Here is a 15,485-nt window from a genome sequence, read left to right as displayed (position 1 = left end):
AAAAGCTTGCTTTCGGCCTGCGCGTTTACGGGCTTGGGCGTTGTTCGCCGTCTTCCTTGGGATGCGCGCCGCTTTCGCTTGACGGCGGAGGCGCGCTTGTAGGATTAGAAGGCGAATTCGATCGTATCGACGGCACTCTTTGCGCCTGCCGCCGGTTTATGACATTCAATCCGGCTTAGCTCGAGTTGTGGATTTTCCGCAATTTGAGACAGTACCCGCAGGTAATCCTCGGTCAAGGTGCGGATCATCGCTTCTTTGAACAGCTTGGTGGCGTAGAAGAAGCCCCCGCTCAGCGCTCCGTTGTTTTCATACATAAACAGCGTCAGATCGAACTTCGCTTCTTCCAAATGGTCAAGCTCGTAAGTCTTCAGGCTGACCCCTTCCAGCTCGGCGTCTCGTTCTTCGATATTTTGCAAGTCGAAAACGGCATCGAACAGCGGGAAGCGGCCCGGCTCCCGCTTCACATTCAAACGCTCCACGAGCTCCTCAAATGGATAATCCTGGTTCTCGAAAGCACCCAAAGCCGTTTCCTTCACTTCTTCCAGGTAGGACAAGAACGTTTTGTCGCCCGACGGACGATTGCGGATCGCCAGCGTATTGACAAACATCCCGATGACCGGTTCCAAATCGGCGTTCGTTCTTCCCGCCACCGGGGTACCCACGACCAAGTCCTCCTGCCCGCTGTACTTGGACAGCAGCACGGTATAAGCCGCAAGCAGCACCATGAACAGCGTGCTTTCACGCTCGGCCGCCAATTCGCGCAGCCGCGCAGAGAGAGAAGCTTCGACTTCGAACTCCAGATGCGCGCCTTCGTAGCTGCGAGACGCAGACCGTTCGTAGTCCATCGGCAGGTCCGCCGTCGGCAGCTCGCCTTCGAAGGTTTTTAGCCAGTACGCTTCCTGCCGCCCGATCCGCTCTCGGTGGGCCTTCGACTGCTGCCAAACGGCATAATCCTTGTATTGAATGCGCAGTGGCGGCAGTTCTTCCCCGGCGTAGAAACTCGAGAACTCATCGATCACAATCGCCATCGATACGCCGTCGGACACCATATGGTGCATGTCGAAAAGGAGAATATGCAGGTTCGGCTCCAGCTCGATGACCCCGGCGCGCAGTAGCGGCGGCTTGCCGAGATCAAACGGACGAACGAAGCTGCGGACGATCTGCTCGATTTGAGCCGCATCCTCTTTATCCGCTTGATGATGCTCGATAGCAAAATCGACCTGCGGGTAAATCCGCTGAACCGCTTCGGCCTTCACGATTTCAAAACCGGTGCGCAGCGATTCATGCCGTGTTATCAATTTCCGCAAGGCGGCTTCCAACCGGTCTAAATCAAACTCGCCTTCCACCTGCACCAGCTCCGGCATGTTGTAAAGCTGATCCGCTCCATCCAGCGTGTGCTGAATGAACAGCCGTTTCTGCGCGGAGGATAGAGGGTAGTACTCTCTCTCCTCCGCTTGAGGAATGGCCTCATGCTCCCGCCGTTCCATCCGGGCGATCGCCTCGGCCATCGCCGCAATCGTCGAGTGACGGAATACGTCGCGCAGCGGCAGGTTGACGTTTAATTCCTTAAATACCTTGCCCGCCAGCGTCGTCGCTCGCAGGGAGTGGCCACCGATGTCGAAGAAGTTGTCGTGAACGCCAACCTCCTTCGCAAGCCCCAGCACCTCCTGCCAAATCGCCGCCAGCTTCGTTTCCAGCTCATTGCGCGGTGCGACGTACTCCGTTCCGCTTCCCGCTTCCCCTTCCGGCGCTGGCAGCGCCTTCCGGTCAATCTTTCCGTTCGGCGTCAGAGGCAGGCGCTCCAGCTCCACGAAGTACGACGGGATCATGTAGCCCGGCAGCTCCTGCGCCAGCGCGCTGCGCAAATCGTTCACCGCCAGCTCCGCTCCGGTATCCGGCGTGTAATACGCGCATAGCGCCTTCTGCCCGTTCGCGTCACTTCGAACCAGCACCACCGCTTCCTTCACACCACCTACACTCAGCAGCTTCGCTTCGACTTCGCCCGTCTCGATCCGGTACCCCCGGATTTTCGCCTGGTTGTCGATCCGGCCGATGAAGTCCACGTTCCCGTCTTCCATCCACCGCGCCAAGTCTCCTGTGCGGTACAGCCGCTCGCCCGCGGCGAACGGGCTGTCTACGAACTTCTCTTCCGTCAGCTCCGGACGGTTCAAGTACCCGCGCGCCACTCCGACTCCGCCGATGACCAGCTCGCCCAGTACCCCGACCGGCACCGGGTTCAGATGCGCGTCCACGATGTAGAATTTCGCATTCAGCCACGCTTTGCCGATCGGCACATTGCCTGTCTGCGGCAGCTTCGTCAGCTCCTCGTCGTAGAAACTTGAGTCGATCGCCGCTTCCGTCACGCCGTATGCGTTGATGATCCGGAACAACGAGCCGAAGCGTTCCTGCAAGGTCCGGTAATCCGCCACGCTGCAGCTGTCCGAGCTCGTGATCAACAACTCCATCCAGCTCATATCCAGCCGCTGCTCGTGCACGTACTCCAGGAACGGCACGATCAGCGCCGGCGTCGATTCGAAGATGGCGACCCGCTCCCGCTCCATCCAGTGGTGCAGACGAGACGGATCGATCCGGTCGTCCTTCGGCACAATCACCATCGTGCCTCCGTTGTACAGCGTCCGCGCGATATCTCCCACGAACACGTCAAACGAGAAGCTTGCGAGCTGCAGCAGCCGCACCGGGAACTGATCCAACCGGTATTCCCGCCGGTAGCCCGCCGCCGTATTCACCAGGCTGCGGTGCTCGATCATCACGCCCTTCGGCTTGCCCGTCGTTCCCGACGTGTAGATCACGTACGCCAGGTCCTCTGAACGGGCTTCATGGAAGCTGTCGGTGCCAACATTCTGATGGCTCTCATCGCCGTCGTCCACAGCATCCGTCAGCTTGCCGGAGACAATGCCGGAGCCAATCGGCGCATTCGCCCGCTCCTCGCTGTACGACGCTTCGTCGTCCAGGTACAGCACAGCCTCCAGCGCCAGCTCCTCTTCGCCGAGCCAGGCTTCGGCACGCTCTCGCAGCGGCGTTTGCGTCAGCAGCACCTTCGCTCCGCTGTCTTCGAGCATGAACCGCACGCGCTCCGCCGGGTAATCCGGGTCGAGCGGCACATACGCCCCGCCCGCTTTCCAGACGGCCAGCACGGCCACCAGCAAGTCCACCGAACGCTCGGCGAGAATGCCGACGATCGTCTCCCGGCCGATGCCGCTTGCACGCAGCGTAGCCGCCAAGCGGTTCGCCCGCTCGTTCAGCTCCGCATACGTCAGCCGGTCGTTCTCGTACACGACGGCCGCCGCTTCCGGCGTGCGCTCCGCCTGTTCCTCGAACAGCCGGTGGAACGCGGCCGCAGGAGCCGCTTCCGGCTGCGCCGGGTTGAACGCGCCGAGAATTTGTCCTTTTTCCTCTGCCGTCAGCAAGTTCAGCTCGGCGATCTTCGCATCCGGACGGCTTACGATCGTTACGAGCAGCTGCTCGTAATGTTTCGCCAGCCGTTCGATCGTCTCCCTTTTGTAGAGAGCCGTCGCATATTCGAAGCTGTAATCCAAGCCGCCGTTCTCCTCGCCCACATCCAAGCTGATATCAAACTTCGCGGTATCCAGTGCGCTCGGATAAGGAATCAGGCGAAGCCCTTTCAGCTCAAATTCCTCGTTCTCCGTATTCTGCATCGTAAACAGCGTGTCGAAGAGCGGATTGCGGCTTAAATCACGGGTGACTTGCACCTTGTCCACCAATTCTTCGAACGGATAGTTTTGATGCTCGAAGGCGTGGAGGGTCGTTTCTTTGACTTCGTTCAGGTAGGACAGGAATGTCTTCTCCGAAGCCGGATAACTGCGGATAGCCAGCGTGTTTAAGAAAATCCCGATCAACGGCTGCACATCTCCATGATTCCTTCCGGCAATCGGCGTACCGACGATCACGTCTTCCTGACCTGAATATTTATGCAGAAGGACGTTATACGCCGCAAGCAGCACCATAAACAGCGTCGTGCCCGTTTCCGAGGCCAGCTGCTTCAGGCCGTCGGTTTTCGAAGCGTCGAAGAAAAACTCCAGCGTTTGGCCTTCGTAGCTCTGCACGGCCGGACGCGGATAGTCGGTCGGCATTTCCAGCACCGGAAGCTCGCCTTGGAACATGTCCAGCCAGTACGCCTCCTGACGCTGATGCCGTTCCTTCTGCTCCTGCGAATGCTGCCAAACGGTGTAGTCTTTGTACTGAATGCGCAGAGGCTCCAATTGCTCGCCGCCGTACAAGCGGACGAATTCTTCAACAAAGATTTCCATCGAGACGCCGTCGGAAATAATATGATGCATGTCGTACATTAGAATATGGCGTTTCGGAGCTAGCTCGACAAGGCCTACCCTCAGCAGCGGAGGCTTCGCCAAGTCAAACAGACGGACGAAACGGCGAACCGTCTCTTCGGCCTCTTGCTCATCCGCTCGATAGAACTCCACGGCAAAATTCACGTCCTGGTAAATCCGCTGCGATGCTTCGCCATCCACCATTTCGAACCCGGTGCGCAGCATTTCATGCCGCGCCACGAGCTTACGGAACGCTTCTTCGAACCTTGCCCGGTCTAAAGCACCCTCCAGCAGCATCGCTTCCGGCATGTTGTAGCTAAGCTCCGCGCCTTCCAGTTGATTCAGGATAAAGAGACGTTTTTGAGCAAAAGATTGCGGGTACACCTCTCGGTCATCCGCCATCGGAATGGCAACGAATGTTTGCTCATCCAGCCGGGAAATGGCGGCCGCCATGCTCTCGATCGTGGAATGGCGGAACACGTCGCGCAGCGGCAGATCCACGTTCAACTCTTTATGAATCTTGCTGACCAGCGTCGTCGCCCGCAGGGAGTGGCCGCCGATGTCGAAGAAGTTGTCGTGAACGCCAATCTCCTTCGCAAGCCCCAGCACCTCCTGCCAAATCGCCGCCAGCTTCGTTTCCAGCTCATTGCGCGGTGCGACGTACTCCGTTCCGCTTCCCGCTTCCCCTTCCGGCGCCGGCAGCGCCTTCCGGTCAATCTTTCCGTTCGGCGTCAGAGGCAGGCGCTCCAGCTCCACGAAGTACGACGGGATCATGTAGCCCGGCAGCTCCTGCGCCAGCGCGCTGCGCAAATCGTTCACCACCAGCTCCGCTCCGGTATCCGGCGTGTAATACGCGCATAGCGCCTTCTGCCCGTTCGCGTCACTTCGAACCAGCACCACCGCTTCGCGCACGCCTTCCACCCGCAGCAGTTGCGACTCGATCTCGCCCGTCTCGATCCGGTAGCCCCGGATTTTCGCCTGGTTGTCGATCCGGCCGATGAAGTCCACGTTGCCGTCTTCCATCCACCGCGCCAAGTCTCCCGTGCGGTACAGCCGCTCGCCCGCGGCAAACGGGCTGTCTACGAACTTCTCTTCCGTCAGCTCCGGACGGTTCAAGTACCCGCGCGCCACTCCGACTCCGCCGATGACCAGCTCGCCCAGCACCCCGACCGGCACCGGGTTCAGATGCGCATCCACGATGTAGAATTTAGCATTCAGCCACGCTTTGCCGATCGGCACATTGCCTGTCTGCGGCAGCTTCGTCAGCTCCTCGTCGTAGAAACTTGAGTCGATCGCCGCTTCCGTCACGCCGTATGCGTTGATGATCCGGAACAACGAGCCGAAGCGTTCCTGCAAGGTCCGGTAATCCGCCACGCTGCAGCTGTCCGAGCTCGTGATCAACAACTCCATCCAGCTCATATCCAGCCGCTGCTCGTGCACGTACTCCAGGAACGGCACGATCAGCGCCGGCGTCGATTCGAAGATGGTGACCCGCTCCCGCTCCATCCAGTGGTGCAGACGAGACGGATCGATCCGGTCGTCCTTCGGCACAATCACCATCGTGCCTCCGTTGTACAGCGTCCGCGCGATATCTCCCACGAACACGTCAAACGAGAAGCTTGCGAGCTGCAGCAGCCGCACCGGGAACTGATCCAACCGGTATTCCCGCCGGTAGCCCGCCGCCGTATTCACCAGGCTGCGGTGCTCGATCATCACGCCCTTCGGCTTGCCCGTCGTTCCCGACGTGTAGATCACGTACGCCAGGTCCTCTGGACGGGCTTCATGGAAGCTGTCGGTGCCAACATTCTGATGGCTCTCATCGCCGTCGTCCACAGCATCCGTCAGCTTGCCGGAGACAATGCCGGAGCCAATCGGCGCATTCGCCCGCTCCTCGCTGTACGACGCTTCGTCGTCCAGGTACAGCACAGCCTCCAGCGCCAGCTCCTCTTCGCCGAGCCAGGCTTCGGCACGCTCTCGCAGCGCCGTTTGCGTCAGCAGTACCTTCGCTCCGCTGTCTTCGAGCATGAACCGCACGCGCTCCGCCGGGTAATCCGGGTCGAGCGGCACATATGCCCCGCCCGCTTTCCAGACGGCCAGAACGGCCACCAGCAAGTCCACCGAACGCTCGGCGAGAATGCCAACGATCGTCTCCCGGCCGATGCCGCTTGCACGCAGCGTGGCCGCCAAGCGGTTCGCCCGCTCGTTCAGCTCCGCATACGTCAGCCGGTCGTTCTCGTACACGACGGCCGCCTCTTCCGGCGTGCGCTCCGCCTGTTCCTCGAACAGCCGGTGGAACGCGGCCGCAGGAGCCGCTTCCGGCTGCGCCGGGTTAAACGCGCCGAGAATTTGCTCTTTTTCCTCTGCCGTCAATAAGTTCAGCTCGGCAATCTTCGCATCCGGACGGCTTACGATCGCCGCAAGCAAATGTCCGAAATGAGTCGACAGCCGCCGGATCGTGCTTTCTTTATAAAGAGCCGTTGCGAATTCAAAGCTGCACTCCAGGCCGCCGTTTTCTTCCGTAACATCCACACTCAGGTCGAACTTGGCCGTGCCGTATTCGCTAGGGTACGGGGACAATTTCAGCCCTTCCAACTCAAACTCTTTATCCTCCAAGTTTTGCAGGGAGAACATCGTGTCAAACAGTGGGTTGCGGCTCAAATCCCGGCTGACCTGCACTTTATCAACGAGCTCTTCGAACGGATAATTCTGATGCTCATAAGCGCCTAAGGTCGTTTCTTTCACTTCCTCCAGATACGACAGGAAGGTCTTCTCCGAAGCCGGATAATTGCGGAGCGCCAGCGTATTGACGAACATTCCGATCAAAGGCTGCGTGTCTCCGTGCGTTCTGCCCGCAATCGACGTTCCGACGATCAAATCGTCCTGACCTGTGTATTTTTGCAAAAGCACGGTATATGCCGCAAGCAGCACCATATACAGCGTCGTTCCTCTTTGAGCGGCCAGCTGCTTCAAGCCTTCGTTCGTTGCCTCGTCCACGAAGGACGTCAGCGTTTGTCCCTCAAAGCTCTGCACGGCAGGACGCGGATAGTCCGTCGGCATTTCCAGAACCGGCAGCTCGCCCCGGTAACGGTCCAGCCAGTAAGCTTCCTCGCGTTTCAACTGCACTTTTTGCTCGTCCGACTGCTGCCATACCGCATAGTCCTTGTATTGAATGCGCAAAGGCTCTAATGACTCGCCGCCGTACATACGAACGAGTTCCTCGACTAACACGTCCATCGAAACCCCATCGGAGACGATATGGTGCATGTCGAACATAAGCAAATAACGTTCGGCTGCCAGCTCTACGAGCTCCGCCCGCAGCAGCGGGGGCTTCGCCAAGTCGAAAGGCCGGATGAAGGCCTGCACGACTTCGGGCGCTTCTTCCTCGCTCACATGACGGTACTCGACGGCAAAGTCGACGCTCTCGTAAATGCGCTGTACAGCTTCGCCTTGTACGATCTCAAAGCCGGTTCGCAGCGTTTCGTGCCGTGCGATCAGTCCGCGGAAAGCCTTCTCCAGCAGGCTCCGGTCAATCGATCCTTCCAGTAGCAGCACGCCCGGCATGTTGTAGCTCTGATCGGCCCCTTCCAGCTGATTCAGGATAAACAGCCGCTTCTGAGCTGAGGAAAGCGGATAATATGCTCTTGCGCCCGCCAGCGGAATCGACGAGAACGACTGTTCTCCGATCCGGGAGATGGCGAGAGCCATCTCTTCGATCGTCGAGTAGCGGAATACGTCGCGCAGAGGCAGCTCGACGTTCAGCTCCTGATGCACCTTGCTCACCAGTGTCGTCGCCCGCAGGGAATGGCCGCCCAGGTCGAAGAAGTTGTCATGAACCCCGATGTGCTCCAGTCCGAGCACGCTTTTCCAAATTCCCGCCAAGCTAGCTTCCAGCGGAGTCCGAGGCGGAGTACGTTCTTCGCCCGGCTGCAAGCTCTCCTCCGGCGCCGGGAGTGATCGGCGGTCGACCTTGCCGTTCGTCGTCAGCGGGAGCCGCTCCAACTGGATCAGGTACGCCGGAATCATATAGGCCGGCAGTTCCTGGGAAAGCACGCTCTTCAGCTCGGCCGCCGTAAGCTCGCGGTCCGCTTCATAATAGGCGCAAAGCTGCTTCTCGCCGGAGGCGTCTTCCCTCGCGAATACCGTCGCTTTCCGAATTCCCTCCACTTTCTGAAGCTGAGCTTCGATCTCGCCCAGCTCAATGCGGAAGCCGCGGATTTTCACTTGGTCGTCCGTCCGTCCCACGTATTCGATCGTGCCGTCCGGCAGCCATTTCGCCAAATCCCCCGTCCGGTACATGCGCTCTCCCAGCACAAACGGATTGTCCACAAATTTCTCCGCCGTCAGCTCCGGCCGGTTATTGTAGCCCCGTACCAAGCCTTCTCCGCCGACGCAAAGCTCCCCGGCCACGCCGATCGGCAGAAGCTTATTCCGGCTGTCGACGATATACACCTTCGTATTACTGATCGGCCGTCCGATGGGTACGGTAACCGCCGACTCATCGACGAAGTCGACCGGAAGGTACGTGGTATAAACCGTGCTTTCCGACGGGCCGTACAGGTGGTTGAGCCTGCCCGGTCCGATATGGGCGAGCGCTTTACGTACATGTCCGACCGACACTCGCTCTCCTCCGAACAAAATCGCCCGGACATCCCGCAGGCAATCGACGTTCACATCTACAAGGACGTTGAAGAAAGCCGTCGTAATCAGCATGACCGAGATGCGCTCACGCTGGATGAGATCCGCCAGCCGGACGATTTCCAGCAAAGTCTCGCGGGGAACCAGCACCAGCCGCGCCCCGTTGGTCAAAGCGCCGAAAATATCGAAAATCGCTCCGTCGAACGAATAGCTCGAAAGCTGGAGGACATGATCCCGTTCGGTGATGTCGATATAATTCGTATTTCGCACGATCCGCACGATGTTGCGGTGCGAAACAAGGTTGCCTTTCGGCTTGCCCGTCGTGCCTGACGTATAGATGACGCAGGCCAGATCCGTCGCTTCGGTGCCCGGATTTAGATTTGTGCCGTCCTCGTGATAGAAGGACTCGTCATCCAGTAAGATCACGGAGTCCGAACCCGCCAGGCGCTCGCGCAAGCGGCTTTGCGTCAGCATGGCCTGCGCTCCCGAATCCTCAATCAAGAAACGGATACGCTCCTCGGGATATTCCGGGTCAATCGGTACGTAAGCCGCTCCGGCTTTGTGTGCCGCCAGCATGCCCACCACCATTTCGATGGAACGCTCAGCCATAATGGCGACCAGACGGCCTTTGGATATCCCGTGGCTACGCAAGGTACGGGCAAGGCGGTTGACGCGTTCGTTCAGCTCGCGGTAGGTCAGCTCTTGCTCATTCAAGGAGATGGCGGCTGCATCCGGGATGCGCTCCGCCTGCTCTTCGAACAATTGAATGAGCGTCTTCCCGCGCGGAAATTCCGTGGTGGTGTCGTTAAAACGTCCGAGAAGGTCGGCCTTTTCCGCCTCCGTCACAAGTTCCAGATCGCCCACGGTAATTTCCGGGTTATCCGTCACCTGCTCCAGCAGATGGACGAGATGCCCCTTGAGCAACTCGATGCTGTCTTTATCGAACACTTCGGCGTTAAAGTCGAATCGAATTTCGATCTCGACTCCCGGCACCACGGTCACGTTGAAGTTATAGTTCGTCTGCTCCTCCATCTGAACGTCAGCGATGGTCAGGTCGCCGTGCTGCTGGTCGCCCGCCTGCTCCATCTGCTCGTCCACTGGATAGTTCTCGAAAGCGATGATATGGTTGATCAGGTTCTGCTTTTGCACGCTGCGGGCTTGAATTTCATACAGCGGATAGTAATCATAACGCCCGGACTCCAGCGCCCGCTCTTGGAGCTTCGCCATCAGGTCGGCGAACACGGTGTCCGCTTCGCTCGTGACGCGAACCGGCACCGTATTGATGAACAGCCCGATCATGGACTCGATGCCCGGGATTTCCGCCGGTCTTCCGGCCACGACGCTGCCGAATACGGCAGCGTTTGCTCCGTTATATTTTTGCAGCATCACGCCCCAAGCGGCTTGCAGCAGCGTATTGACCGTAACCAGGCGCTGTTTCGCCACCCGGTCCATCCGCTCGCTCAAGTCCTTGCCCAGCTCAGCGGTGACGTGATCAGCCGTAAATCTGCCGTTTGGCGCCGGTTCCTTTTGTCCCGGGAGTACGGTTTGCCCTTCATAACCTGCCAGGAATGCCGTCCAATAGCCGGATGCCGCCTGATCGTCCTGTTTCTCCAACCATTCGATATAAGCGCCATAATCCGATCCCTTATCTCCCGCTGGCTGCTTGCCGGATGCCAAGGCCGAGTACGTCTCAAACAGCTCCTGCGTCAGCTGCGGCAGGCACCAGCCGTCCATCAAAATATGCTGGAAACTCCACAGCACATGATAGCTTTGCTCTTCGGTGCGCAGGATCGTAACCCGAACGAGCGCGTCATGTTCCATGTCGAAGCCGCGAAGCTTGTCATCCTCGGCCTTTTTATCCAAATACGCTTGTTTCTCGTCCGCCTGCAAATGAAGCAGCTCTTCATATTCAAAGCCGACCGGCTTGTCGCGGTATATGATTTGCAGCGGCTCGCCCGCCGGTCCTTTCACAAAATTCGCCCGCAGCACCAGATGACGTTTCGCAAGCTCCATCCAGCTCCTCTCGAAAAGCTGGACGTCGAGCGCTCCCCGCATCGTAAACCGCGTCTGCTCGAAGTAAGCGGCCGTTTGCCGGTCAAGCGCGCTGTGGAACCACATGCCCTTCTGCATCGGCGTAAGCGAGTAAATATTTTCAATTTCCCCGAGATGGCCCGAGCGCTGGGCGATTTGCTCCAATTCCGCGATGGTCAAGCCTTTAAATTGCACGTCGCTCGGCGTCAATTCGGTGTTTTCTTTGCCTGCGCAGTGGGTAATGAGCTCTCGGAGACTTTGCTCAAGCCGCTGAGCGAAGGCTTCCATCGTTTCCTTGCGATACTGCTTCCGGCTGTAGCTGAGATCGAGCGATAAAGCGCCGTCCAGCACCATGCCGTTGATATCCAGCACAAAGCTGCGGGCCTGCCGGTCGCTGGCCGGGCTGCCGCTGGAATAAGAAGATATGCCGATCTCGTCCTGATTGACATCATCGTCGAACTGGCCGAGGTAGTTAAAATTAATTTCCGGCTCTGCGCCCCAAACAAAGCCATCCTCCGATTTGGAGAGATAGCGGCATACGCCGTACCCAAGCCCCTTGTTCGGAATGCGGCGCAAGCTTTCCTTGACCTGTTTAATCTGATAGGCCAAATCCCGGTCGGTTTCCGGCTCCAGGACGACCGGAAACTTGGTCGTAAACCAGCCGACTGTGCGCGTGATGTCGATATCCGTTCCGATCGATTCGCGTCCGTGTCCTTCGAGATTGATCCGCACCCGTTCGTGTCCCGTCCACTTGCGAACAGCTATGCCGAGTGCCGTTACCAAAATATCGTTCATTTCGGTGTTGTAGGCCCGGTGAACCCGCTTCAGCAGCAGCTCCGTTTCTTCGGGAGTCAAACGGACGAACAGCGATTCGCTGTCCTGCTGCGTCGTAACGTCCGCCTCCAGATCCTTCGGCACGGCCGGAACCGCAATTTGTTCCACGGCCTGCCAATAGGCCCGTTCCTTCGCCATCTCCGGGCTTTGCGCGTAAGCGGCCAACTGCTCGGACCAAGTGCGGTACGCATCCGTTTTCGCCGGGAAACGAATTTCCTCTCTTTTGCCGGCCTGCTCGTAACCCAGAGCGAAATCCTCCATCAAAATGCGCCAAGACACGCCGTCCACCACGGCATGATGAACCGCGAGCAGCAAATGGTCGCCGTCCGCGCACCGGAACAGTCCCGCCTTCACGAGGGGCCCATTCTCCAGATCGATACCCGCTTGAATGTCCGTTGCCTTCGCTTCCACAACCTGCGCGGTATTCTCCGCATCCTTGAAGTCGAACACGTCCAGCGTGAACAGCCCGCCTTCCTGAATCGCGCGGTTCCGCGCGCTAAACCCTTGTTCCGTCTTGCGGAACACCATCCGCAAGGCGTCATGATGCTCGGCCAGCTTTTGCAGCACCTGACGTACCGTCTCTTCGTCGAAGCGTTCCTTCCGGTACAGCATCACCGACTGGCTGAAATGATGCGGGTCCGCAAAGGAGCTCTCGAAAAACCAATGCTGAATCGGCGTCAGCGCCGTTTCACCCGTTATTTCGCCTTGATCGATAGTACGTCCGATCGGTTTCACATGCAGGCTGAGCTGTGAGATAGTCGGATATTTGAACAAATCCCGGATTTCCAGCTTGTACCCGGCTTGATGAAGCCGCGAAGATACTTGAATGGACTTGATCGAGTCTCCGCCCAGCTCGAAGAAATGATCCGTTACCCCAACGCGATCGGCGTTCAATACCGCCTGCCACACATCGGCAAGCGTCCGCTCGGCTTCATTGCGGGGAGCTACGTACGCACCGCCGGTCAGCGCGTTTCCTTCCGGAGCGGGCAAAGCCTTGCGGTCGATTTTGTCGTTCGGCGTGAGCGGCATCCGCGGAAGCTGAACAAAATGCGCTGGAATCATGTAATTCGGCAATTTTTGCGCCAGCGCGCTTCTCAGCTCGCCGAGCGTAAGCGGGCGGCCCGCGACCAGGTAAGCGCACAGTTCTTGCCCGCTTTTGCCTTCCCGCGCGATTACGATCGTCTCCTGCACGGAGTCGATCTTCAGAAGCTGCTCTTCAATCTCGCCGATCTCGATCCGGAATCCACGGATTTTCACCTGATGGTCAATCCGGCCCAAGTACTCAATATTTCCGTCCGGCAGCCAGCGGGCCAAGTCGCCCGTCCGGTACAGTCTCTCTCCGGGCTCAAACGGGTGTTCGATGAATTTCTCCGCCGTCAGATCCGGCCGGTTCCAATATCCCCGGGCGAGGCCGACGCCCGCGATGCATAATTCTCCCTCCACTCCGATAGGCGCCAGCTGATTCTGTGCGCCCAGTATATACAAGCGATGGTTCCAGATCGGACGTCCGATCGGTATCGCTCTGCGTTCGGTGTCATGCGTAGACGCCGCCCACACGGATGTGGCGATCGAGGCTTCCGTCGGACCGTACGCGTTATAGTACTGTACCTTGTCTTTCCACTGCTGCACGAATTCGGCTGAAACGGCGGAGCCCGCCGTGATGAGCCTGCTCAGACTCGGCAGGCGGTCTGAATTCAAATAAGCAGCATAAGTTGGCGGCAAAGTGGCGATCGTAATTGCATGCTCGTTCATGAAACGTTCGAACAGCTGATCATCCAAAACCGTCTCGGTTGACGGTATATATAAGGTCGCCCCGAAATACAGAGCGTTGAACATCTCCCAGCACGACGCATCGAACGATAGGCTGGCGAATTGCAGCACTCGATCCTGTTCGGTCGTGTGAAGCGTATGGGCAAACGTCAGTTTCAGGCTGACCAGCCCGCGATGCTCCAGCATGACCCCTTTGGGTTTGCCCGTCGTACCTGATGTATAGATGACATAAGCCAGATCGTTCGGACCGCTGGCCGGCTCCAGGTTCGAGCCATCGTCGCTGTAGGCCTGCTCGTCATCCAGCGCCACCACGGTCCCTTCGAACGACACCTGCTGCTGCAGCTCCCTTTGAGTCAGCAGCAGCTGCGCGTTCGAGTTCTCCAGAATGTAGCGGATGCGTTCTTCCGGGTATTCCGGGTCGATCGGCACGTAGGCACCGCCAGCTTTCAGAACCGCCAGAATGCCAACGACCGTCTCCAGCGATCTCCTAGCCATCAAGCCTACCAGCTGATTGGGCAGCACGCCGACCGATCGCAGCGTCCGCGCCAGCCGGTTCGCCCGTTCGTTCAGCTCCGCGTACGAAAGCCGCCGCCCCTCAAAGACAACCGCCGTCGCTTCGGGCACCCGCTTCACCTGCTCCTCCACGAGCTGATGAATCGTCCGATCACGGGGATAGTCCTTCTCGGTATCGTTAAAGCTTTGCAGCAATTGAAATTTCTCGTCCTCCGACAGCATGTCCGCCCGCACGATGTCCAGCTCCAACTCGTGAAGCCCCACGGCCAGCAGGCGATTCAGATGGCCGACGACCCGAGTCATGAACTCGGAGTCATATAAGTGCTCGTTATATGACAGCGCTAGCTGTATCGTCCCGCCGGTTAAGCTGAATTCAAAGGAACAATCCGTGACCACGTTTTGCCCGATTTCGTCCAGATGCAGCTCCTTAAGGGATACTAGCGTATGGACGACGGGTATCCCGTCTGCATATTGCAGGTCCAGCTTCTCCGTCATTTTCAAGAACGGAATATGTTGATGCTGAATCGCTTCCGGCAAGGAAGTCCTCAGCTCGCTCAGAAGCGTTTTAAAAGTCGCACCCGCCGAAAGCGAGTTTTTCAAAATGATCGTATGATTAACGGATCGGCGCGTCTCCGTCGGTTTCCGTACAACCGGCATGCCGACCAGAATGTCAGAAGCGCCTGTATATTTATGCAAGAGCGACTGAACACCGGCGAGCAAAATCATAAAAGTGGCCAGCGGAGCGCCCTTGCTCATTTGAAGGACGCGCTGCGCCACTTCCTCCGAAAGCGTCCCGCCGACGGTTGTCATAATGGGCGCCAGGGAGCTTGGAGCTTTGCTGTAAGGCAGCCGCGTCAAGGTATAATCGTCGCTACCGAATTTTTCGTTCCAAAACAACGTTTCTTTTTCAAAAGCCATCTGGATCGTTCCCCTCTCTTCATCGGTAAAAGCAATCCGGCGGGGCATATGCCGCAGCAACGCTCCAGCCTCGCTCCCCGCCTTTTCAAACATGTGACAACAATGTCAATGGCTTTCGCCAGGTCACCGCTTCGCTTGCCCGGTTGATCGCATGCGGCAATCCTCTGCCTAGCAGCTGTCCCGCTCGGCTCCCATGCGTGAAAGACAACAAAGAGCATCGTTCTACGCAAGAGATGCGGCTGCTTCCGGCCCCTCTGCTTCAATATGCTTGCTGCGGACGAGCCGCCCGAAGACGGGCTTTGGTTTAACATTGGGTTTCGGAATTGGATTTGGGGGTGAACAAGGGATGTTCCTCCCATCGATGTAAGGCTTGCTGTAGGATTCCGGCCGGCCAGCAGGAAGTCGGCCGTACCTCCGGATTCGGCACCGGAGCTGCCTTTGTCGAAGCCTATGTTTAAGGGGTATTGATACACTCTA

General features: G+C 58.3%; 2 protein-coding genes. Both read right to left on the bottom strand.

Annotated features, from left to right (window positions below):
• Positions 1 to 104: 104 nt before the first annotated feature.
• Positions 105 to 15,101 (bottom strand): non-ribosomal peptide synthetase, encoded by a 14,997-nt coding sequence (locus NLX78_RS12955; protein WP_254350616.1) that lies wholly within the window; start codon positions 15,099 to 15,101, stop codon positions 105 to 107.
• Positions 15,094 to 15,216 (bottom strand): hypothetical protein, encoded by a 123-nt coding sequence (locus NLX78_RS26535; protein ID WP_274597363.1) that lies wholly within the window; start codon positions 15,214 to 15,216, stop codon positions 15,094 to 15,096. The genes NLX78_RS12955 and NLX78_RS26535 overlap by 8 nt, the downstream gene beginning before the upstream one ends.
• Between the last annotated feature and the right edge of the window lie 269 nt (positions 15,217 to 15,485).

The sequence above is a fragment of the Paenibacillus sp. Lou8.1 genome (genome assembly GCF_024213565.1).
GTDB classification, from domain to species: Bacteria; Bacillota; Bacilli; order Paenibacillales; family Paenibacillaceae; genus Paenibacillus; species Paenibacillus polymyxa_B.
Note: the sequence above shows the minus strand (reverse complement) of the source record. Positions and strands in the feature narration are given on the sequence as shown.